Below are 21416 nucleotides of genomic sequence, written 5' to 3' on the forward strand. Positions count from 1 at the left end.
TCGATGCGCCGCACAACGCGGGGAATGTTTGCCCTGTTCAAAAGGCGAAGCGATGGTTCATACTTCGCGGCAGACACCATTGCCATACGGCATCGGTCAATCAAGGGCGTTAGCTGCGGGGGAGTCTGTGAGCGTACCCGAAGGCAAGGCGACTGACCTTTTGACGAACTATGATCCCGGCCTTTACTACGACGAATTGTTCGGAGGCCGTGATTATCCAGCCGAGCACTCGGCGCTGATCCGGCAGAGACTGGCCGGTCTGAACTTCGGGGATCTGTTGCGGCGGTCGCAGGACGCCGAACGTGAACTGTACAATCTGGGCATCACCTTCCTCGTTTACTCGAACAAGGACGCGGTGGACCGGATCCTTCCCTTCGACATCATTCCCCGGGTCATCTCGGCCAAGGAATGGGCGCATCTGGAGGCGGGAATCACCCAGCGCGTCACGGCGCTGAACCTGTTCCTCCACGACATCTACCACGACCAGAAGATCCTCAAGGACGGGGTGGTCCCGGCCGACCTCGTGCTGGGCAACGGCTGCTTCCGGCCGCAGATGGTCGGGCTGGACGTGCCGTTCGACACCTACATCCACATCATGGGCACGGATCTGGTTCGCGACCGCGAAGGGACCTTCCGCGTGCTGGAGGACAACGGGCGCGTGCCGTCCGGCGTGTCCTACGTGGTCGAGAACCGCCACATGATGCAGCGCGTGTTCCCCGACCTGATGCAGGACATCGGCATCCGTCCGGTGGACAATTACGGGCACAAGCTGCTCGACGCGATGATGGAGATCGCGCCGCAGGACGTGGCTGACCCGCAGGTCGTGCTGCTGTCGCCCGGCTCCTACAACTCCGCCTATTTCGAGCACATCTTCCTGGCGCGCGAGATGGGCGTGCCGCTGGTCGAAGGCCGCGATCTGGTGGTGGAAAACGACCGCGTTTACATGAAGACCACCAACGGTCTGGCGCGAGTCGATTCGATCTACCGCCGCATCGACGACGCCTTCATCGACCCGAAGGCCTTCAACCCGGACAGCATGCTGGGCGTGCCGGGCCTTCTGGAGGCCTACCGCAAGGGCAACGTGGCGCTGGCCAACGCCATCGGCACCGGCGTGGCGGACGACAAGGCGATCTACTGCTACGTCCCGCGGATGATCAAATACTACCTGGACCAGGAGGCGATCATCCCCAACGTGGACACGCGCATCTGCCGCGAGGCCGACGCGCTGCAGTACACGCTGGACAACCTGGACAAGCTGGTGGTGAAGCCGGTCGGCGAGGCTGGCGGCTATGGCATCACCATCGGCCCGCGCGCCAGCAAGGAGGAGTTGGCGGATTGCCGGGCCAAGCTGCTGGCCGATCCGTCCAACTACATCAGCCAGCCGGTGGTCGACCTGTCGGTCTGCCCCACCGTGACCGACGACGGCATCGATCCCCGCCACGTCGATCTGCGCCCCTTCGCCATCACGGGCAAGAACACCTGGGTGCTGCCCGGCGGCCTGACCCGCGTGGCGCTGAAGAAGGGCACGCTGATCGTCAACTCGTCGCAGGGCGGCGGGTCCAAGGACACCTGGGTACTCCAAGATGGGGTACTCCAGGATGGGTCACAGGAAGGGAGCGCGTCGTGAATCTGCTGGCCCGTTACGCCGAATGCATTTTCTGGATGGCGCGCTACATGGAGCGCGCCGAGAATCTCGCCCGGATCCTGGACGTGCATGAGACCTTCGCGCGCGACACGCGGGGAATGACCAACTGGTTCTCCATCGTCCAGCTCAACGCCGACGAGAAGGACTTCTTCAGCCGCCACGACCGCCCCACGGCGGAGGCGGTGGTCCATTACTACATGTTCGACACCCAGCACACGAACTCGCTGGTCTCCATGCTGCGCATGGCGCGGGAGAACGCCCGCGTCCTGCGCCCCTGGATCTCCACCGAGATGTGGACGCAGATCAACGTGTTCCACAACAAGCTGGTGGAGATGAACGGCAAGGACGTGGCCCTGCCCAACCTGTCCAAGGTCTGCACCTGGATCAAGGAGGAGTGCCAGACCCATACCGGCATCACCGAGGGCACCTTCTACCGCGACCAGGGCTGGTACTTCTACCAGCTCGGCAAATACATCGAACGGGCGGACCAGACCACGCGCCTGCTCGACATCAAGTACCACACGCTGCTGCCCTCCCCCGTCGTGGTCGGCTCGACCCTGGACATGAGCCAGTGGACGACGGTGCTGCGCTCGGCCGCCGGGTACCACGCCTTCCGGCGCGTCTACCCGCGCGGCATGTCGCCCACCACGGTCGCCGGCTTCATGATGTTCAACGAGGGCTTCCCACGATCGGTTGTGATGTGTGTGCGACAGATCGACGGCCTCTTGACCCGCCTGAAATCCCGTTACACCCTGCGCAACGGCAGTGAGGCGATGGAGAAGGTGGACGAACTGCTCGGCGCGCTTTTGACCCGCCCGATCGAGGAGGTGATCCAGCTCGGCCTGCACGAGTATCTGGATGGCGTGCAGGCCCAGCTCTGCGGCATCACCAACGAGATCGGACGCGCCTTCTTCGGCCAGGACACCGCCACCATGACCCAGAGCCAGTCCCAGTAGTCTTCGTTCAACACCTCTCCAGCCGCCGAACCCCAACAGCCGACCCACGGGCCGGTGATTCAGAAGTCAGCCAGCCCGATGTCGGTCATCCAGCCGCAACTCCGCCCGCTCCAGCAGTTCTTCCGGTCCGGGCCGATGCCCTGCCCCTATCTGCCGGGACGGGTGGAGCGCAAGCTGTTCACCCGGCTGTTGGGTCCCTATTCGGCGGAGGTCAATTCCACCCTGTCGCGCGCCGGCTTCCGGCGCAGCCACGACATCGTCTACCGGCCGGTCTGCCCGAACTGCCAGGCCTGCGTCCCGGTCCGCATTCCCGTGGGGGCCTTCACCCCGACCCGGTCGCAGAAGCGCGTTCTCCGCGGCAACGGCGATCTGACCCTGGCGGAGGCCGCCGCCGCCGCCACGACGGAGCAGTACCGGCTGTTCTCGCTCTACCAGAACTCCCGCCACGGCGAATCCGACATGGCACGCATGGCGATGGCCGATTTCGCCGCCATGATCGACGAGGGCCGGGCCGACACCAGCCTGCTCGAAGCCCGCGACGCCGAGGGGCGGCTGGTCGGCTGCATGCTGACCGACCGCCTGACCGACGGCTACTCCGCGGTCTACAGCTTCTACGACCCCCGCCAGGACCGCCGCAGCCTGGGCAGCTTCATGATCCTCAGCCTGCTGGAGCGCGCCCAGGCGGACGGCTTGCCCTACGTGTATCTCGGCTATTGGATCGCCCAGAGCCGCAAGATGGCCTACAAGGCCAAGTTCCGCCCCCTGGAGGCGTTGGGCCGCGACGGCTGGTTCCGCCTGCCCAACGATCCGACTGACTGACGGGTCGCCGGCCGGATTGCTCATGATCCCGGATTGCTCGTGATCGGAGACTATTGGGGCAATCACGTATAAAGGCTTTCAAGCTCTTGCGCTGCCGGGGCGTCCTGCGGAATATTGCCGCAGCAAACACCCCATGGTGTTACCATAAAAGATTGAACCGGCGCCCAGCGCCACCGTTCACAGGGCAACAAAAGGAACGGATCGGGCAGAGACCCGGTCCCAACCAACAGGGAGGCTCTCCGTTGAGGTTCCTGCTCCGAATCAGCGGGCTGATCGATGCTGTCAACGACGGCATCGGCAAACTCGTCTATTGGCTGGTGCTGGTCGCCGTGATCGTCAGTTCCGCCAACGCGGTCATCCGCTACAGCCTGCATTACAGCTCCAACGCCTGGCTTGAGCTGCAATGGTACCTGTTCTCCGCAGTGTTCCTGTTGTGCTCGGGCTACACGTTCCTGCGCAACGAACACATCCGCATCGACATCGTGCTGGGCCGCTTCTCCAGGCGCGTCCAGTGCATGGTGGATATCTTCGGGATCCTCTTCTTCCTGTTCCCGATGGCCATCCTGATCATGTGGCTCTCCTGGCCGATGTTCTGGGACAGCTTCATCACCAAGGAAATGTCGAGCGACGCCGGCGGCCTGATCCGCTGGCCGGTCAAGATCCTGGTTCCCGCCGGTTTCTTCCTGCTGACCATGCAGGCGGTGTCCGAGCTGATCAAACGCATCGCCTTCCTGGCCGGTCTCATTGACCAGCCCGGCGAGAAGATGCACAGCCACTCCTAAGAGACCGGGAACCACACACGATGGCCGCCTTCCTCATTGAGAACATGGCGCCGCTGATGTTCGCGGCGCTTGTTCTTTTCCTTTTGATGGGTTTCCCGGTCGCCTTCGCGCTCGCCGCGAACGGCCTCCTCTTCGGTCTGATCGGCATCGAGCTGGGTCTGCTGACCCCGGCGCTGTTCCAGGCGCTGCCGGAGCGCGTCTTCGGCATCATGCGCAACGACACGCTGCTGGCCATTCCCTTCTTCACCTTCATGGGCCTGATCCTCGAACGATCCGGCATGGCCGAAGATCTGCTCGACACGGTCGGGCAGCTCTTCGGCCCGCTGCGCGGCGGTCTGGCCTACGCGGTGATCTTCGTCGGCGCGCTGCTCGCCGCGACCACCGGCGTGGTCGCCGCCTCGGTCATTTCGATGGGCCTGATCTCGCTGCCGATCATGCTGCGCTACGGCTATGACCGGCGTCTGGCGTCGGGCGTCATCGCAGCGTCCGGCACGCTGGCCCAGATCATTCCGCCGTCGCTGGTGCTGATCATCCTGGCCGACCAGCTCGGCCGTTCGGTCGGCGACATGTACGCCGGCGCCCTGGTCCCCGGCCTGGTGCTGACCGGCCTCTACGCCGGCTACATCCTGGTCGTCAGCATCGTCCGCCCTGAGTTCACCCCGGCCCTGCCGCCGGAGGCGCGGAGCCTGCGCGGCGCCAAGCTGCTGTTCCGGGTGCTGACCTCGCTGGTGCCGCCGCTCGTCCTGATCTTCCTGGTTCTGGGCACCATCTTCATCGGCATCGCGACACCGACGGAAGGCGGCGCCATGGGTGCCGCGGGCGCCATGATCCTGGCGCTCATGAAGCGGCAGCTGAGCTGGTCGCTGATGCGTCAGGCGATGGACACGACGGCCAAGCTGTCCTCCTTCGTCATCTTCATCCTGATCGGCTCGACGGTCTTCGGTCTGGTGTTCCGCGCCGTGAATGGCGACCTGTGGGTGGAGCATCTGCTGACCAGCCTGCCGGGCGGCGAACTGGGCTTCCTGATCGTCGTCAACATCATGGTGTTCCTGCTCGCCTTCTTCCTCGACTTCTTCGAGCTGGCCTTCATCATCGTGCCGCTGCTCGCCCCGGTCGCGGAAAAGCTGGGCATCGACCTGATCTGGTTCGGCGTCCTGCTGGGCGTCAACATGCAGACCTCCTTCATGCATCCGCCCTTCGGTTTCGCCCTGTTCTTCCTGCGAAGCGTCGCTCCACGGGAGGATTACAAGGACAAGATCACCGGGAAGATCATCAAGAAGATCACCACCGGCCAGATCTACTGGGGCGCCGTGCCGTTCGTCTGCATCCAGCTGATCATGGTTGCGCTGGTCATCATGTTCCCGGAGATGGTCTTCTCCGGCCTGGACCGTGGCGAGCCGATCGATCTGGACAATGTGAAGATCGAGATCCCGGCCTTCGATTCGGGCGAACCGCCACCGCCCTTCGGCGCGCCGGAGCAACCCACCGAGGATCCCAACGCCGACCTCATGCGGCAGTTGCAGGGCAAGTAACCGCTCCCTCCTCCCCCGCCCAGCGGGGGAGGAACCGGAAAGCCCGCCCGCTTATCGGCAACAAAAAAGCCCCGCTTCCGCGGGGCTTTTTCGTGTTCGGCGTTCTTTCAGGATTTCTTCTTCGGCGTCGGGGCCGAGTAGACGAAGTTGTCGAAGGTGTTCTCGGCGACGCGGAACCACAGATACTCCTCGTCACGGAACTTGCGCCACGGCTCGTAGACCTTGCGGAACTTCTCGTTCTTGGCGGCCTCCTCCTCGTAGACGTCGAAGGTCGCCTGATAGCAGGCCTGGAGGATGTCGCGCGGGTAGGGCTTCAGCACGGTTCCGGCGCCGACCAGACGCTTCAGCGCGTGCATGTTCACCACGTCGTACTTGCCGAGCATGTCGGCGGTCGCGTCGGCGCAGGCGGCCTCCAGAACCGACTTGTAGTGCTTGGGAAGTTGCTCCCACTGCGGCAGGTTGATCAGGAAGGACACCTGCGGACCGCCTTCCCACCAGCCGGGATAGTAGTAGTATTTGGCAACCTTGTTGAAGCCGAGCTTCTCGTCGTCGTAGGGGCCGACCCACTCCGCCGCGTCGATGGTGCCCTTCTCCAGCGCCGGGTAGATGTCGCCGCCGGCGATCTGCTGCGGCACAACACCCAGGCGCTGCAGGATGGTGCCGGCGTAGCCGCCGATGCGGAACTTCAGGCCTTTCAAGTCCTCGACGGACTTCAACTCGTTGCGGAACCAGCCGCCCATCTGGGTGCCGGTGTTGCCCGCCGCGAACTGGATGATGTTGTAGCCCTTGAAGAACTCGCGCATCAGGTCCATGCCGCCACCGTGGGTCATCCAGGCGTTCTGCTGGCGAGCGTTCAGGCCGAAGGGCATCGCCGCGTCGAAGGCGAAGGTCGGGTCCTTGCCGACATAGTAATAGGAAACGGTGTGGCCGCACTCCACGGTGCCGTCCTTCACGGCGTCCAGCACCTGCAGGCCGGGAACGATCTCGCCGCCGGCGAAGGTGCGGATCTGGAACTTGCCCTCTGTCATTTCGGCGACACGCTTGGCCACCCGCTCGGCCCCGCCGTAGATGGTGTCAAGGCTCTTGGGAAAGCTCGACGCGCAGCGCCACTTGATCTCGGGGTTGCTCTGCGCGATGGCGGGGGCGGCCAGCGTGCTGGCGGCGACACCGACACCGGCGCTGGTGATGAAGGTACGGCGTTTCATGGCGGTCTCCTTGGGTCCTCTCGTCCCGGCGTGGGCGCACACCGCCGTTCCCGCCCCCGCAAAGGGGGCGCGGCGTGCAAACCGAAAGGCTGTTGTTTTGTGAAAATTTTCTGGCAACGCCGGATCGACGTCACCGTGCGGGTTACGGACCGGGACTGCCGGGGCCGATGGACCCCCGTGCCACCGCTGTGCCTTCACACGGATCTGTGGTGACCATGCGCGTGCCTCCCCTATGCCCAGTGTTCCTTCAGCCTTGATGCCCGCGTTCTGGGCACCGCTTCGGCCGATGGCACCGAGTTCCTTTTGATATGACGACTATGCCGGAATCGCGGGTCAGAGTTCAAGCACAAGCATGGCTCAACCCTACCAATTCGGGAACTTTCCGTCGGAAATTCCGCCAAAAGTGAAACGGAGGGCCGAAAGCCCTCCGTTTGCGCGCAACGTTAGGTGTATGAGCCCCGGAGACGGCCGGCTTACGTGAAGCGATTCACCTTGGGGAAGCCGTTGGGCGGCATCTTGCCCACGCCGGCGCGGTTGCCCAGCCAGCCGGTCAGGTTGGTGACGTTGAACTGCCGCTCGCCGTGCTTCCAGCTCAGCCCCTCGGCGATGGTGAAGACCTTCAGGTCGGACAGGCTGCCGTCCTTGTACTTCTGGAGTTGCACGCCCTTGCCGCGGGCCATCACCGGCACCTGCTCCAGCGGGAAGACCAGCAGCAGGCGATTGTTGCCGATAACAGCCACATGGTCGCCCTCCGCCGGGATGCAGATCTTGGCGTCCTTGTTGTCGTCGGGGTTGAGGATCTGCTTGCCGGAACGGGTCTGGGCGACGACCTCGTTCTCCTCGACCTGGAAGCCGCGCCCGTCCTCCGACGCGACCAGCAGGCGGCGGTCGGGCTGGTGCTTGAACAGGGTGATGATGTCCGCCTCGTTGCCGAGATCGATCATCAGCCGCACCGGCTCGCCGAAGCCGCGCCCGCGCGGCAGCTTGTCGGCGGACAGTGTGTAAAATTTGCCGTTGGTGCCGAAGACAAGGAGCTTGTCGGTGGTCTCGCAATGGACCCAGAAGCCTTCCTTGTCGCCTTCCTTGTACTTCACGTCGAGGCGTTCGGCGTCGGTCAGGTGGCCGCGCACCGCGCGAATCCAGCCCTTCTGGGAGCACAGCACGGTCAGCGGCTCGCGCTCCACCATGGCGTCGACGGGGATGTCGATGACGGCCGTGGCCTCGGCGACCTGGGTCCGGCGGTCCTCGCCGAAGCGCTTGCGCGTCTCCTCGGTCTCCTTGCCGATGGTCTTCCAGCGCAGGCTCTCGTCCGCCAGCAGCTCGCTCAGGCCGGCCCGCTCGGCGGTCAGCGCGTCGTTCTCGCGCTGGATCTCCATCTCCTCCAGCTTGCGCAGGTTGCGCAGCCGCATGTTGAGGATGGCCTCGGCCTGCACCTCGGTCAGGGAGAAGGCCCGCATCAGCGCCTGCTTGGGCTCGTCCTCCTCGCGGATGATGCGGATCACCTCGTCCAGATTCAGATAGGCGATCAGGTAACCGCCCAGAACCTCCAGCCGGTGGTCGATCTTGGCCAGCCGGTGGCGGGACCGCCGCTCCAGCACCTCCATCCGGTGGTCGAGGAAGGCGTCCAGCACCTCGAACAGATTCATGACGCGCGGGACGTTGTCCTTGTCCAGCACGTTCATGTTCATGGCGAAGCGGATTTCCAGATCGGTCGTCTGGAACAGCGAGGCCATCAGGACCTCGGGATCGACGTTGCGGCTCTTCGGCACCAGGACGAGTCGCACGTCCTCCGCCGACTCGTCGCGCACATCCTCCAGCAGCAACAGCTTCCGGTTGGTCAGAAGCTCGGCGATCTTCTCGACCAGCCGGGCCTTCTGCACCTGATAGGGCATCTCGGTGACGACGACCTGCCAGGTGCCCTGCCCCAGCTTCTCCACCTCCCACCGGGCGCGCAGGCGGAAGGAGCCGCGGCCGGTGCGGTAGGCCTCGACCACGTTGGCCCGCGGCTCGACCAGCACGCCGCCGGTCGGGAAGTCGGGGCCGGAGATCAGGGTGACCAGATCCTCGATCTTCGTCGGGGCCGGCTTCTCCTTGCCGGCCAGCGCCGCCTTGACGCAGTCCTGCTTGTGCTTCAGCACCAGCCGCAGGGCGGAACAGAGCTGGGCGGCGTTGTGCGGCGGGATGTTGGTCGCCATGCCGACGGCGATGCCGCTGGAGCCGTTGGCCAGCAGGTTGGGGAAGTTGGCCGGCAGGACCGCCGGCTCGTCCCCGTCGCCGTCGTAGGTCGGGCGGAAGTCGACCGCGTCCTCGTCGATGCCTTCCAGCAGGGCCTTGGCGACGTCGGTCAGGCGCGCCTCGGTGTATCGCATGGCCGCGGCGTTGTCGCCGTCGATGTTGCCGAAGTTCCCCTGCCCGTCCACCAGCGGGTAGCGCACCGCGAAGTCCTGCGCCAGACGGACCAGCGCGTCGTAGACGGAGGTGTCGCCGTGCGGGTGGAACTTGCCGATCACGTCGCCGACAACGCGGGCCGACTTCTTCGGCGGAGTCGAGGGGTCAAGCCGCAGCTGGCTCATGGCGTAGAGCAGACGCCGGTGCACCGGCTTCAGCCCATCGCGCACGTCGGGCAGCGACCGCGCCATGATGGTGGACAGCGCGTAGCTCAGATACCGCTCGCTCAGCGCGTCGCGGAGCGGCTTCTCCTGGATGTCGAGGACGGGGTCTTGGGCGGGGTCTCGGGACGTCATGGCGTGTGGATACCAAATCTAGCGGCCACGCGCCATAGTGTTCTCGTAACGTTCTCTTAATCGCAGCCTTGCGGGCGGCAGCGGGCCGTTGAGCAGATGGCGCTCCAAGAAATGGCCGGTCAGGCGCAACCCCTCCGCCACCGCCTGCGGCCCGCCGCCGCCCAGCCCGATGAGGAATCCGGGCAGCGGCAACAGCCGGTCGCGGTAGGGCTCTCCCGCCGAGGCCGACACCGCGCGCCCGGTGCGCGGACTGACATAGGCGAGGTAATCGTTGGCCCCGGTGACCGCGCAACGGTCGAGATCCAGCCCGAATCCGAGTTCGGCGAGCAGCCCGACCTCCCACCGCACGTAAGACTCGGCCCAGGCATCGCCACTCAGCAGGCCGAACAGCGCCAGAAGCCCGTCGAACAGCGCCGGGTGCGGCTGGTGCTCCGGCAGGGCGGCCTCGGCCAGCGCGCAGGCGGCGGTCAGGGTCGCGAGTCGCAACGGATCATCGAGAAAGGCGGCGGAATAGCCCTGCACCACCTCCAGCGTCAGGTTGCCCAGATGCTCCGGCAGGCGTCCGCGCCAGCGCGCCGACACCAGCGTGCCGGGCTCCAGCGCCGCCCGGTTGCGGCTGGATCGCCCGCCCATGACCATGCCGGCGTGCCGGCCGTGGTCGCGCGTCAGCAGGGTGACGACCGCCGAGGTCTCGCCATGCGGCCGCGCCGACAGCACGACGCCCTGATCGGACCACTCCATAGGCCTGCTTCCTTACGTTGACGGGGCCTGCGAGGCTCGCCCGCGGCGTCCAGGCATACCCCGGAGTGCCCGCAAGGCGGGATCGGTCACGCTTTCCGCCAGCATGGCGCAAATCCTTCGCAACAGGGCTTCATTTCTCATTCACCATTCGGGCACTATGTTGCGAGTGACGGAATGCGGGCGCGCCGCGGCGGTGAGGGGGCTTTGAGCAGCACGATCGAGCGATATCTGCTGGCCGAGAAAGCTGGCTCCGAGGGCGTGTGGGACTGGGACCTTCGCAACGATACGATGTTCCTGTCTCCCCGCTTCAAGGAGTTTCTCGACCTGCCGCCGGGCGACGTCAATCGCCCGGAAGATTGGCTCGACCGCGTCCACCCCGACGACATCGACTGGCTCTACGCCTCCTTCGAAGGCCAGATGGTCGGCGTCTCGCTGCCTTTCCAGATCGAACACCGCGTCCGCCGTGCCGGAGCCGGCTTATCACCGGACGGCGGCGACACCCGCTGGCGCTGGCTGGTCTGCCGCGGCATGGCGGTCCCCGACGAATCGGGCGATCCGGTCCGCCTCGTCGGGTCGGTCGCCGACATCACCGACCGCAAGCACGCCGAACGCCAGCTGCGCAAAAGCGAAGAGCGCTACGCGCTCGCCGCCGCGGCCAGCAACGACGGCCTGTGGGATTGGGACCTCGAAACCGGCACCGTCTATTATTCGCCGCGCTGGCTATCGCTCCTCGGGCTCGAGGAAGGCGGCGTCGGCAGCAGCCCCGACGAGTGGATGGAGCGCGTCCATCCCGACGACCGCCCGTCGCTGCGCGCAGCGCTGGACGCGCTGGGCGGCGACGACACCGTCTTCACGATCGAGTACCGCGTGCGCCACGCCGATGGCGGCACCCGCTGGATGGCCTGCCGCGGCATCGCCGTGCTGGACGCGCAGGGCCGCCCGGTGCGGCTGGTCGGCAGCCAGGCCGACGTCACCGACCGCAAGACCGCCGAGCAACGCCTGCTGCAGAGCGAGGAGCGCTACGCGCTCGCCGCCGCCGGCGCCAACGACGGGCTGTGGGACTGGCGGCTGGACACGGACGAGGTCTACTATTCCCCGCGCTGGGCGGCCATGCTCGGCTGCGCCGTGGACAGCCTGTCCAACCGGATCGGCGAATGGTTCGACCGGGTGCACCCCGACGATCTGGCCGGGCTGCGCACCGCCATCGACCTGCATCTGACCGGCGAGCGCGAGCATCTCCAGCACGTCTTCCGCATCCGCGCCGCCGACGGGGACGAGCTGTGGATGCTGGTCCGCGGGCTCGCCGTTCGCGACGGGTCGGGCCGGTCGGTGCGAATCGCCGGTTCGATGACCGACATCACCGCCCAGAAGCGGGCGGAGCAACAGCTTCTGTTCGACGCCTTCCACGACGGCATGACCGGGCTGCCCAACCGCACCCTGCTGCTGGACCGCATCGGGCAGGCGCTGGACCGCAACCGGCGGGCCGGCGGCAAGGCCTTCGCCGTCATCTTCATCGACCTGGACCGCTTCAAGTCGATCAACGACGCGCTGGGGTCCAGCGTCGGCGACCGGCTGCTGAAGACCATCGCCGAGCGGCTGGACGGGACCCGGCGCATGGGCGACACGCTCGCCCGCCTCTCGGCGGACGAGTTCGCCGTGCTGCTGGACAGCGTCGACGACGTGGGCGACGCCCTGTCCGCGGCGGAGCGCATGGGCGAGGCCGTCGCGCGGCCGCTGGCGCTGGACGGCCACGAGCTGGTGCTGTCCGCCTCCATCGGCATCGCCCTCAGCGTCTCCGGCTACGACCGGGCGGAGGAGATGCTGCGCGACGCCAGCCTTGCCATGTACCGCGCCAAGTCGGGCGGGCGGGCGCGCATCGACGTGTTCGACAGCAACCTGCGCCGTCAGGCGATGGCCCAGATGCGCACGGAAACCGATCTGCGCATGGCGTTGGAGCAGGATCAGCTCGTTCTCTACTATCAGCCGATCGTCGCCCTGTCCTCCGGGCACATCGCCGGCTTCGAGGCGCTGATGCGCTGGAAGCATCCCGAGCGCGGGCTGGTCCCGCCGGGCGAATTCATCCCGCTGGCCGAGGAATCGGGGCTGATCGTCCCGATGGGCCGCTGGGCGCTGCGCGAGGCGGCGCGCCAGCTCGCCCAGTGGCAGACCCGCTTCCCCCGCTCCACCCCGCTGTTCATGAGCGTAAACGTCTCCTCCCGCCAGTTCAGCGACGACGACCTGATCGGGTTGGTGAGCGAGGTGCTGCAGGAAAGCCGGGTCCCGCCCTCCAGCCTGAAGCTGGAGATCACGGAAAGCCTGCTGATGAAGGACCCCGCCAAGTGCCGGGTGCTGATGCAGGGCATCCGCGACATGGACGTTCGCCTGTCCATCGACGATTTCGGCACCGGCTATTCGTCGCTGTCCTACCTGCACAAATTCCCGGCGGACACGCTGAAGATCGACCGCAGCTTCGTCCAGGCCATCTCGTCGGGCGAAGGCAACGCCGCCATCGTGCAGGTCATCGCCACGCTGGCCGCCATCCTGGGCATGGAGGCGGTCGCCGAGGGCGTGGAGACCGAGATGGAGTCGGAATTCCTGCGCGACATCCTGTGCAAGTACGCGCAGGGCTACCTCTACGCCCGCCCGGCTCCCGCCGACGCCATCGAGGCGCTGCTGATCCGCGAGGCGGAGGAACCGCTGGTCGCTCCCAGCATGGCGTAAGGCGCCCCCCCCGGCAATCCTTCCGGGGCCGCCGACCTGAACCTTGCGGCTTTCTCCCGCAGGTTGATTGTTTGCGGAGGGAAATAACCCGACGCTTGCTTTCACACAATCGTACTATCAATAATCGTTCCGCGCGATTGTGGTCGGAGATTCCCCTCCTGAACTCATCCGCGCGATGGCGCGCCACTTATCAAAAGCATAAAATCAAAGGAAAAAAACAATGGTAGCGGGAAAAATTCGCGCGGCCCTCCTGGCAATGGGCACGTTGCTGTTGCTTAACGCCTGCGCCAGCACACACATGCGGGATGTGCCGGAACCAATCGCAGCAACCAAACCCGCAGAAAACTCCGCGACACTTGTCCTGATGCGGCCATCCTTCTTCGGTGGTGCCATTCAGTCTTCGGTTTATGACATAACGACAGGCAATTCCGAATTCATCGGCATCGTGTCTGCTGGAAAGAAAATTGCTTATGAAGCGCCCGCAGGCAAGCGCCGCCTGATGGTTGTTGGCGAGTCGGCTGACTTCATGGACGCTGACTTCGCGGCCGATCAAATTTATTACGCTCGTGTCGTTCCGCGACTTGGCGTGTGGAAAGCGCGCTTTTCGTTGGAGCCGATTCCAGCCTCCTCGTCCGAGCTGGAGAGCGATCTGAAATCCTGCACTTGGGTGGACAACACGCCAGCTTCGCATGATTGGGCGCGCGCAAACATTCAAAGCGTGGATGCGAAAAAGGCGGAATACCTGGAAGATTGGGAAAAGGGGTCGGACAAGCCGTTCATTGCCCGGGACGCCGGCCAGAAAGCGCGTCCGTAGAGAGGCCGCCGGAGCGCCCCGGCGGTACCCAGCGGCCGATCCGGCCCGCTGGGGCGTTCCCCCATCCAACGGACACTTTCCCCGGCACCGCCCTTTGTGCGAGTGTCCGCGCTCTTTCATTGGGACAGATCAGGATCTCGCGTTATGGCCGACCGCAACTGCGGAGAATGCACGCTGTGCTGCAAGCTGATGGGCGTGCCCGAACTGAAGAAGCCTTCGGCCAAGTGGTGCGTGTCCTGTGACCAGGGCAAGGGCTGCACGGTCTATGAGGAGCGTCCGCAGTCCTGCCGGAACTTTCAATGCTTCTGGCTGATGGACGAGAATTTCCCCGACGAGTTCCGGCCCGACCGCATCCACGCCCTGGCCGCCTTCAACGACGTCAAGGACAGCTGCGTCCTCCACGTCGATCCGGCCAAGCCGCGCGCCATGTCCAGCCCGAAGGTCAACGCCCTGATCGACGCGCTTCTCAAGAGCTACGCCAAGGTGTTCGTGCTGTCCGGCAAGGAAAGCGCGCTGATCCAGCGCTGAGTCCGGTTACGCCGCGCCGCCGCGGAAGTTGAGCAGGCTCGGCGCCTTGTCGATGATCTCCTCCAGGATCAGGGAGGCGGTCTCCAGATCGCGCTCCAGGTCCTGGCCCAGCTTGCCGGCGTAGTTGGGGCGCTTCAGCTTCTCGTGGGCGTCGTGCAGGCTGCGCAGCTCCGCGACGAAGATCTCGCGGGCGCCCATCGGCAGGATCGGGTTGGCCGACAGCACGAAGAAGAAGCGCATGCTGGCCCGCACCAGAAGGGCCAGCATCACCGTGTCCAGCCGCTCGAACTGGTCGCGCAGATCGTCGGAGCGGGTGTCCACGAGGTTGCGCAGCCGCTGCTCGATCAGGATGACCAGCGCCTGGAACTCGCCCACCTTGTCGCGGAATTCGCGGTAGGCGCCGAAGCTGTGCTTGCTCGCCTCATGCTCGGCCAACTGGGCGAGCTTCGACGCCTCCCGGCACTGGCGCTCCAGCGCAGACAGCAGTTCCTTGACCTCGGCGCGGGTGTATTGGCGCTTGCTCATGACGGCGGAAAGACCCTTCGACGCGACGGCCTGCCCTATAGCACGAAGACAGGCGCCGGTCACCGGGACGCTTCACCGGCGCGAAGACGGTGTCACTCCGATCAGTGATCCGCCGCCGCCGGTTTGCCGCCAGGACGCCGCACCAGCGGCATCAGCAGGAGCCCGGCGAAGAACACCCCGGCCATCAGCAGCAGGCAATCGTTGAAGGTCAGCACCATCGCCTCGCGCTCAACCATGCGGGCCAGCGTCTTCATGGCGGCGGCCTGCGGGTCGGCGACCAGCCCGTCGAATTTGGCGGCCAGACCGTCCAGCGTCTCCTGCACCAGCGGACGGGCGAGGTTGAGGTTGTCGCCCAGCCGGTTCATGTGCAGGGAGGCCCGCTCCAGCAGCACGGTGTTGATTGCCGCCAGACCGATGGCGCCGCCCAGGTTGCGCATCAGGTTGTAGAGACCCGACGCGTTCTTGAGCTGCTCCGGCGGCAGGGTGCCGAGCGCGATGGTGTTCACCGGGATGAAGCAGAGCATCAGCGACAGGCCGCGCACCGCCTGCGGCAGGAACAACTCCCAGAAGCCGGACTGGTTGGTCAGGTGGGCGTTCAGCCAGACGCCCGTGCCGAACAGGCACAGCCCCATCGCCAGCATCACCCGCAGGTCGAGCTTCTTCGACAGCGCGCCGGCGATCGGCGCGGACAGGAACTGGAAGGCCCCCGTCACGAACATGATCGTGCCGATCTGCAGGCTGTTCAGCCCGCGCACCCGCGCCAGGAACAGCGGCTGCAGATAGACCGCCCCGTAGAGCCCGATGCCGATGATGAAGCTGTAGAGCGAGCCGATGGCGAAGTTGCGGTCCAGGAAGGCGCGCAGCTCGACGATCGGGTTGCCGTAGGTCAGGACCCGCCAGAAAAAGCCGACGGCGGACACCGCGGCGACCACGGCGAAGATCGCCACATACTCGTCCTGGAACCAGTCCTGACGCGGGCCTTCCTCGACCACGAACTCCAGACTGCCGAGGAAGGCGGCCATCAGCCCCAGCCCGATGAAGTCGAAGCCCTTGCGCAGCGCCGGGTTGGGCTTGTCCACGTCGACCAGCGTCCACACCAGCGAGGTCACGGCGATGCCCGGCAGCACGTTGGCCAGGAACAGCCAGTGCCAGGAGAAGCTCTGGGTCAGCCAGCCGCCGAGAGTCGGGCCGAGCGTCGGCGCCATGGTGGCGACCAGACCGATCATCACCGACACGCCGGCCCGCTTCTCCGGCGGGAACAGGGAGAAGCTGGTGGCGAAGACGGTCGGGATCATCGCGCCGCCGATGAAGCCCTGGAGCGCCCGCCACACGATCATCGATTCGATGCTGGAGGTGAAGGCGCAGGCGACGCTGGTCAGGGTGAAGCCGGCGGCGGCGATGGTGAACAGCACGCGGGTGGAGAAATCCGCGCCAGCATGCCGGACAGCGGGATCATCACCACCTCAGCGATGAGGTAGGAAGTCTGTACCCACGAGATCTCGTCGGCGCTGGCCGCGAGGCCCGCCTGGATCTCCGACAGGGAGCTGGAAACGATCTGGATGTCCAGGATCGCCATGAACATGCCGACGACCATGGACAGGAAGCCCAGCCAGTCGCGCGTGCTCACCGGGCGCGGCCCGGCGCTGGGTCCTGCGTTGGAAGAGGAAGGAGCCGCCGCGCCCCGGCCCGCGGGGGGCGGGGGAGTTTGGAGCCGGGACGCGGCGGTCTCGCCGCCCGCGTCCGCCGGGGGATTGGCGGTGCGGGCGGTGGGCGTGTCGTCGTTGGTGATGGCGGTCATGGTCGCCCTCTCCAGGACGAAAGAGATTGAAACGAAAAACGGGTGTTGGCGTGGTTACTTCGACGCGACCGTCCGGCCGGGGACCAGAGCGCCCATGACGGTGCCCCTGTCGTGCGGCTGCTCCTCGGCGCCGCGGGTGTCCACCTCGGCGACCACCGACAGGCCGGGACGCAACAGGCCGGACAAAGCGCTGTCGCGCGGCAGGGCGATGCGCACCGGCACGCGCTGGACGATCTTGGTGAAGTTGCCGGTCGCGTTCTCCGGCGGCAGCAGGCTGAACTGCGAGCCCGACGCCGGCGCGAAGCTCTCCACCCGGCCGAGCAGATGCTTGTCCGGATAGGCGTCCACCTCCACCGTCACCGGCTGGCCGGGACGCATGCGGGCGAGCTGCGTCTCCTTGAAGTTGGCAACCACATAGACGTCGGGCAGCGGCACCAGCGAGAGAAGCTGCACGCCCGGACGCGCGTACTGGCCGACCTGGACGCCGCGGTTGCCGACCACCCCGTCCACCGGGGCCCGGATGACCGTGTTGTTCAGATCGTTGCGCGCGGTCTGCAGGGCGGCCTCCGCCTGACGCAGGCGGGCGTCGGTCTCGCTGCGGCTGGCGTTCAGCACGCCGACCTGATCCTGCTCCGCGACCAGAGCGGCGCGGCTGCGGGCGGTCTCCGCCGTCGCCTTGCGCAGGTCGGCGTCCGCCGTCTCGAACTTCTGGCGGCTGGCCCAGCTGTCGCTGGCCAGCGCGCGGGTGCGGTCGAAATCCTGCTGGGCGCGGCGCTGCTCGGCCTCGGCGCTGGAGACCGAGGCGGCGGCCTGGTCGATGATCGCCTTCTGGAGCTGCAGCTTGCTGTCGATGGTGCCGAGCGCCGCCTTCTGCGCGGCGACGTTGGCCTCGGCCTCCGCGACCTTGGCGCGGAAGTCCTGGTCGTCGAGAACCGCCAACACGTCGCCCGCGGCGACCTGCTGGTTCTCTGCCACCCGGACGTCCCGCACATAGGCCGAGACCTTGGGGCTCACCACCGTGATGTCGCTGTGGACATAGGCGTTGTCGGTCGACTCGAAGAAGCGACCCTCGGTCCACCACTCCCAGCCGGCGTAGCCGCCACCGGCCAGCGCCGCCACCGCCACACCCGACAGAACGATCTTCCGCACGGTCTTGACCATCGTAATCCAGCCCACCCGTTTCGGTTCTTTGCCCGGCACGATCCGGCTTGCCGCCGCCCCACCGAAACTGAACCGTTCAGTTTAGTCTTGCGAAAAGATGATCGCGGGCCTACCTGTTGTCAAGAGTGAACTGAACGGTCTAGTTTTAACGTTTGGGATTGTGGTTGAATGCGGAACGCGTTACGGCAGCGGGGACTCGGCGCACGAAGTCCCGCAAGCACCGCCGGCACCGTGGTAGAACAGGATGCAAGGCCGGTTTCAGGACACCCGGCTTCAGGACATGAGGAACGCATGAGCACGCTGGTCGCCCCCACCCCGGAGGCAGGATCGAAGCCCGCGCAGATCCTGGAGGCCGCCGGAAAGCTGTTCCTGGACCATGGCTACGGCGCCGTCAGCATGGACGCCATCGCCAAGACGGCCAACGTGTCCAAGGCGACGCTCTACGCCCATTTCGGCAGCAAGGACGAGCTGTTCCGCGTCATGGTCGCCCGCGAATGCAAGGGGCAGGCAATGGCCGCCGTCTGCGAGGAGGCGCGCGCGCTTGACATGGCCGACGGGCTGCGCCTGATCGCCCGCCATTTCGTCACGCTGATCCTGTCGCCGCAGGCGCTGGCCGGCTACCGCGTGGTCGTCGGCGAGGCCCACCGCTTCCCCGAGCTGGCGAGCGCCTTCTACGAGGCAGGCCCGGCCCGCACCATGGAGCACATCAGCGCCTTCATGACCGACCTCGACCGCCGCGGCCTGCTGCGCATCCCCGACCCGCAGCTTGCGGCGGAGCAGTTCGTCGGACTCGTCAAGTCGCACACGCATTTGCGCTTCATGCTGTGCCTGTCGGAACGCCCGACGGAGGAACAGCTGACCCGGATCGTCGACGGCGCGGTCTCCCTGATCATCCGGGGCTACGCGCCATAACGGAACCGCGGTCAGCAACCGCCTCAGCGCCCTCCGTCGAAGGTGATCATGACCTCCAGCACCCCGGCGGCGTCCGCCTGGACATCGCGGAAGGTGGCGATCTCACCGGGAAGGATCTGCGGCGGCACCGGCGCGACGGTCCAGTTCCGCAACGGCTGGCGGTCGGCGCCCAGCGCGGTGACCCGCAGCGCCGGCACCGTGCGCAGCGTCTCGGAGACGTTGACGATCTGCCCCTCCACCAGCAAAGCGGCCTTGCCGTCCTCGGCCTTCTGCTCCGAGCGGACGTTCTGAAGCTGGAGGCCGGTGCCCGGCGGCTCCACCGGCAGGCCGACCGTCTCGTAGAACAACGCGGCCGGAGGCCACAACCGCACCACGGTGGCGCGGCCGAAATAACCGGCGGCACCGATGGCCAGCAGCACCGCCACGAAGGCCCCCCAACCGACCAGCGCCCGGCGCCGCGCGCCGGGGTCCGCCGCAGGCTTGGCAGCCGCCTTCGTCTTGGAGGACGGCGTCTTTGTGGAGGACGGCGGGACCGGGTGGAACTCGGTCACCGCGTCGGGATGGAACACGGGATCGTCCTGCGGCGACTGCCACCACATGTGGCCGCATTGGGCGCAACGCACCTTCCGGCCCTGCGGACCAACCGCCGAATCGGCAAGAGTGTACCGTGTGTCGCAGGCCGGGCAGGTGATGATCATAGATGCCGATCGTTGTCACCGAAATTGCAGACTGTCCTTATAGGTAGTCATGAGGTGTGAAGCAAGGAACGCACGGGCGCCGCGTACGGCCGCTCCTACCAAGGCAATGGGCGCGGCAAGACGGACAGCGGTGGACGCGCCGGCCCCTGCCGGTGCATTGTCCATCCGCGCACCCGGCGGGACGCCGCCGGGGCCTTCCGTTGCGCCTTTGGTGGGACCGTGATCCGTTTCGAGAATGTGGGACTGCGCTATGGCACCGGCCCGGAGGTGCTGCGCGACATCAGCTTCACCCTGCCGCCCGGCTCATTCCACTTCATGACGGGGGCGAGCGGGGCCGGCAAGTCGTCGCTGCTCAAGCTGATGTATCTGGCGCTCCGCCCGTCGCGCGGGCTGGTCACCCTGTTCGGCAAGGACATGGCGCGGGTAAAGCGCACCGACCTGCCGGCGCTGCGCCGCCAGATCGGCGTGGTGTTCCAGGACTTCGCCCTGCTCGACCATCTCTCGGCGCTCGACAACGTGGCGCTGCCGCTGCGCATGGGCGGTGCGCGCGAGTCCGATGTGGTGGAGCACTGCACGGAAATCCTGCGCTGGGTGGGGCTGGGCAACCATCTGAACTCCCTGCCCTCCACCCTGTCGGGCGGGCAGCAGCAGCGCGTCGCCATCGCCCGCGCGGTCATCAACCGCCCGCGCCTGCTGCTGGCCGACGAGCCGACCGGCAACGTCGACGACGGCATCGGTATGCGCCTGCTCTACCTGTTCGAGGAGCTTCACAAGCTGGGCACCACCGTGGTCATCGCCTCGCACAACGAGGCGCTGATCCGCCGCTTCGAGCACCCGCGCCTGATGCTGGAGAACGGACGCCTGCACGTCCTGCCGGCACACGCCTCGCGCTGGGCCTGACGCGGAGGGAAGGAGACACACCATGGCCCTGCCGCCGCTGACCCGCCGAAACTCCGACCTGCCGCTGGCGAAGGACCCGACCTCGCGCTTCCTGATGTGGCTGACCGCGCTGATGGTCTATCTGGCGGCGCTGGCGCTGGCCGGGGCCCTGCTCGTCTCCGACATGACCCGGCGTTGGGACAGCGGTCTGGCCGGCGGGCTGACCGTGCAGATCATGCCGCTGCCCGACAGCGCCCAGGCCGCCCCGCTGGAGGAGCGGACGGAGGCCGCGCTGACCGTCCTGCGCGCCACCCCCGGCATCGCGACCGCCAGCGTCCTGTCCAGCGGCGACGTCGGCCGTCTTCTGGAGCCGTGGCTGGGCAAGGAGGCCGCCGATCCGCTGCTGCCGATGCCGCGGCTGATCGACGTGATGACCAACGGGCCGGTGGACACGGCGGCGCTGTCCGTGCGCCTGACCTCCGCCGCCCCCGGCGCCACGCTGGACGACCACGCGGTGTGGCTGGCCGACCTGCGCCGCTTCGCCGGGGCGATGCATCTGGCGGCGCTGGGCATCGTGGCGCTGATCGGCGGGGCGGGCGTGATGGCGGTGGTCTTCGCCGTGCGCTCCGGCCTCGCCATCCACCGCCATGTGGTGGAGCTGCTGCACCTGATGGGGGCCACCGACCGTTACGTGGCGCGGCAGTTCGAATCGCACGTCATCGGCCTGACCCTGCGCGGCGGGATGACCGGGCTGCTGCTGGCCGCCGGCACGCTGGGCGGGATCGGCCACGCCGCCGCCGGGCTTCACGCCAGCCTGTTGCCCGACCTCGCCACCTCGCCCTGGTGGGCCGTCGCCGCGCTGGCCGCCGTGCCGCTGGCCGCCTGCCTGCTGGCCGCGCTGACCGCGCGCTGGACGGTGCTGCGCACGCTGGAGTCGATGCCGTGACCGCCCGCCC

At 66.7% G+C, this 21416-nt stretch carries 19 protein-coding genes and 1 pseudogene; 11 read left to right on the top strand and 9 right to left on the bottom strand.

What is annotated here, in order from left to right; translation table 11 throughout:
- The first annotated feature begins 160 nt into the window (after positions 1–160).
- The 5 genes from ACWPN7_RS07390 to ACWPN7_RS07410 all read left to right on the top strand — a co-directional run bounded on the left by ACWPN7_RS07390 (position 161) and on the right by ACWPN7_RS07410 (position 5734).
- Positions 161–1627 carry a circularly permuted type 2 ATP-grasp protein gene (locus tag ACWPN7_RS07390; protein ID WP_040134988.1) on the top strand — a complete coding sequence of 489 codons (1467 nt, stop codon included), beginning with the start codon at positions 161–163 and terminating at the stop codon, positions 1625–1627.
- Complete coding sequence (locus ACWPN7_RS07395) at positions 1624–2601, top strand: alpha-E domain-containing protein (RefSeq protein WP_040134990.1); 978 nt, start codon at positions 1624–1626, stop codon at positions 2599–2601. Before ACWPN7_RS07390 ends, ACWPN7_RS07395 begins: the two co-directional genes overlap by 4 nt.
- A 78-nt stretch (positions 2602–2679) precedes the next feature.
- Complete coding sequence (locus tag ACWPN7_RS07400; protein ID WP_040134992.1) at positions 2680–3420, top strand: arginyltransferase; 741 nt, start codon at positions 2680–2682, stop codon at positions 3418–3420.
- A gap of 242 nt (positions 3421–3662) precedes the next feature.
- Complete coding sequence (locus ACWPN7_RS07405) at positions 3663–4202, top strand: TRAP transporter small permease subunit (RefSeq protein WP_040134993.1); 540 nt, start codon at positions 3663–3665, stop codon at positions 4200–4202.
- Between the two features lie 20 nt (positions 4203–4222).
- A complete protein-coding gene (locus ACWPN7_RS07410) occupies positions 4223–5734 on the top strand; it encodes a TRAP transporter large permease (protein WP_040134995.1) in 1512 nt (503 codons plus the stop codon).
- A gap of 107 nt (positions 5735–5841) precedes the next feature.
- Here ACWPN7_RS07410 and ACWPN7_RS07415 read toward each other — a convergent pair whose 3' ends face one another.
- From ACWPN7_RS07415 to recO, 3 genes are all read right to left on the bottom strand, one after another.
- Positions 5842–6939, bottom strand: a complete 1098-nt coding sequence (locus tag ACWPN7_RS07415) for a TRAP transporter substrate-binding protein (RefSeq protein ID WP_040134997.1) — start codon at positions 6937–6939, stop codon at positions 5842–5844.
- A 473-nt stretch (positions 6940–7412) separates the two neighbouring features.
- Positions 7413–9683 carry a DNA topoisomerase IV subunit A gene (gene parC / locus ACWPN7_RS07420; RefSeq protein WP_040134999.1) on the bottom strand — a complete coding sequence of 757 codons (2271 nt, stop codon included), beginning with the start codon at positions 9681–9683 and terminating at the stop codon, positions 7413–7415.
- Between the two features lie 18 nt (positions 9684–9701).
- Entirely contained in the window at positions 9702–10424 is a 723-nt protein-coding gene (gene recO, locus ACWPN7_RS07425; protein WP_451993195.1) for a DNA repair protein RecO, read from the bottom strand.
- A gap of 204 nt (positions 10425–10628) precedes the next feature.
- Between recO and ACWPN7_RS07430 the strand changes: the two genes are divergently transcribed.
- The 3 genes from ACWPN7_RS07430 to ACWPN7_RS07440 all read left to right on the top strand — a co-directional run bounded on the left by ACWPN7_RS07430 (position 10629) and on the right by ACWPN7_RS07440 (position 14487).
- Positions 10629–13145 (top strand): sensor domain-containing protein, encoded by a 2517-nt coding sequence (locus ACWPN7_RS07430; protein WP_459197157.1) that lies wholly within the window; start codon positions 10629–10631, stop codon positions 13143–13145.
- A 220-nt stretch (positions 13146–13365) separates the two neighbouring features.
- The gene (locus ACWPN7_RS07435) at positions 13366–13959 is read left to right on the top strand and encodes a hypothetical protein (protein WP_459197156.1); all 594 of its coding nucleotides are present in this window, start codon (positions 13366–13368) and stop codon (positions 13957–13959) included.
- 144 nt (positions 13960–14103) lie between these two features.
- Positions 14104–14487, top strand: coding sequence for a hypothetical protein (locus tag ACWPN7_RS07440; protein ID WP_014198290.1), 384 nt, complete (start codon positions 14104–14106; stop codon positions 14485–14487).
- 6 nt (positions 14488–14493) lie between these two features.
- Here ACWPN7_RS07440 and ACWPN7_RS07445 read toward each other — a convergent pair whose 3' ends face one another.
- The 4 genes from ACWPN7_RS07445 to ACWPN7_RS07460 form a co-directional block, all read right to left on the bottom strand.
- Positions 14494–15012 carry a hypothetical protein gene (locus ACWPN7_RS07445; protein WP_014198289.1) on the bottom strand — a complete coding sequence of 173 codons (519 nt, stop codon included), beginning with the start codon at positions 15010–15012 and terminating at the stop codon, positions 14494–14496.
- Between the two features lie 101 nt (positions 15013–15113).
- Positions 15114–16424 (bottom strand): DHA2 family efflux MFS transporter permease subunit, encoded by a 1311-nt coding sequence (locus ACWPN7_RS07450; protein WP_492273224.1) that lies wholly within the window; start codon positions 16422–16424, stop codon positions 15114–15116.
- On the bottom strand, positions 16388–16810 hold the full coding sequence (locus tag ACWPN7_RS07455; RefSeq protein ID WP_492273225.1) for a hypothetical protein: 423 nt from the start codon (positions 16808–16810) through the stop codon (positions 16388–16390). The genes ACWPN7_RS07450 and ACWPN7_RS07455 overlap by 37 nt, the downstream gene beginning before the upstream one ends.
- Positions 16811–16864: 54 nt before the next feature.
- Positions 16865–17971 (bottom strand): HlyD family secretion protein, encoded by a 1107-nt coding sequence (locus ACWPN7_RS07460; protein WP_145681180.1) that lies wholly within the window; start codon positions 17969–17971, stop codon positions 16865–16867.
- A gap of 291 nt (positions 17972–18262) precedes the next feature.
- Here ACWPN7_RS07460 and ACWPN7_RS07465 point away from each other — a divergent pair, with 291 nt between their 5' ends.
- On the top strand, positions 18263–18883 hold the full coding sequence (locus tag ACWPN7_RS07465) for a TetR/AcrR family transcriptional regulator (protein WP_014198285.1): 621 nt from the start codon (positions 18263–18265) through the stop codon (positions 18881–18883).
- Between the two features lie 23 nt (positions 18884–18906).
- Here ACWPN7_RS07465 and ACWPN7_RS07470 read toward each other — a convergent pair whose 3' ends face one another.
- On the bottom strand, positions 18907–19452 hold the full coding sequence (locus ACWPN7_RS07470; RefSeq protein WP_407824452.1) for a hypothetical protein: 546 nt from the start codon (positions 19450–19452) through the stop codon (positions 18907–18909).
- Between the two features lie 36 nt (positions 19453–19488).
- Positions 19489–19581 (bottom strand): annotated as a pseudogene (locus tag ACWPN7_RS07475) (zinc-ribbon domain-containing protein); the annotation flags it as partial.
- Positions 19582–19800: 219 nt separating this feature from the next.
- Between ACWPN7_RS07475 and ftsE the strand changes: the two are divergent.
- Both ftsE and ACWPN7_RS07485 read left to right on the top strand, forming a co-directional pair.
- Positions 19801–20481 (top strand): cell division ATP-binding protein FtsE, encoded by a 681-nt coding sequence (ftsE, locus tag ACWPN7_RS07480; protein WP_014198283.1) that lies wholly within the window; start codon positions 19801–19803, stop codon positions 20479–20481.
- A 22-nt stretch (positions 20482–20503) separates the two neighbouring features.
- Positions 20504–21406, top strand: a complete 903-nt coding sequence (locus ACWPN7_RS07485) for a cell division protein FtsX (protein WP_014198282.1) — start codon at positions 20504–20506, stop codon at positions 21404–21406.
- The last annotated feature ends 10 nt before the right edge of the window (positions 21407–21416 follow it).

It is taken from the genome of Azospirillum sp. UENF 312511 (assembly GCF_058780635.1).

Bases quoted from the DNA above. Each gene is read 5' to 3' on its own strand.
- ACWPN7_RS07440 (WP_014198290.1), top strand. From the start codon at position 14,104: ATGGCCGACCGCAACTGCGGAGAATGCACGCTGTGCTGCAAGCTGATG.
- parC (WP_040134999.1), bottom strand. From the start codon at position 9,683: ATGACGTCCCGAGACCCCGCCCAAGACCCCGTCCTCGACATCCAGGAG.
- recO (WP_451993195.1), bottom strand. From the start codon at position 10,424: ATGGAGTGGTCCGATCAGGGCGTCGTGCTGTCGGCGCGGCCGCATGGC.
- ACWPN7_RS07465 (WP_014198285.1), top strand. From the start codon at position 18,263: ATGAGCACGCTGGTCGCCCCCACCCCGGAGGCAGGATCGAAGCCCGCG.
- ACWPN7_RS07445 (WP_014198289.1), bottom strand. From the start codon at position 15,012: ATGAGCAAGCGCCAATACACCCGCGCCGAGGTCAAGGAACTGCTGTCT.
- ACWPN7_RS07400 (WP_040134992.1), top strand. From the start codon at position 2,680: ATGTCGGTCATCCAGCCGCAACTCCGCCCGCTCCAGCAGTTCTTCCGG.
- ACWPN7_RS07455 (WP_492273225.1), bottom strand. From the start codon at position 16,810: ATGACCGCCATCACCAACGACGACACGCCCACCGCCCGCACCGCCAAT.
- ACWPN7_RS07435 (WP_459197156.1), top strand. From the start codon at position 13,366: ATGGTAGCGGGAAAAATTCGCGCGGCCCTCCTGGCAATGGGCACGTTG.
- ACWPN7_RS07485 (WP_014198282.1), top strand. From the start codon at position 20,504: ATGGCCCTGCCGCCGCTGACCCGCCGAAACTCCGACCTGCCGCTGGCG.
- ACWPN7_RS07410 (WP_040134995.1), top strand. From the start codon at position 4,223: ATGGCCGCCTTCCTCATTGAGAACATGGCGCCGCTGATGTTCGCGGCG.
- ACWPN7_RS07415 (WP_040134997.1), bottom strand. From the start codon at position 6,939: ATGAAACGCCGTACCTTCATCACCAGCGCCGGTGTCGGTGTCGCCGCC.
- ACWPN7_RS07460 (WP_145681180.1), bottom strand. From the start codon at position 17,971: ATGGTCAAGACCGTGCGGAAGATCGTTCTGTCGGGTGTGGCGGTGGCG.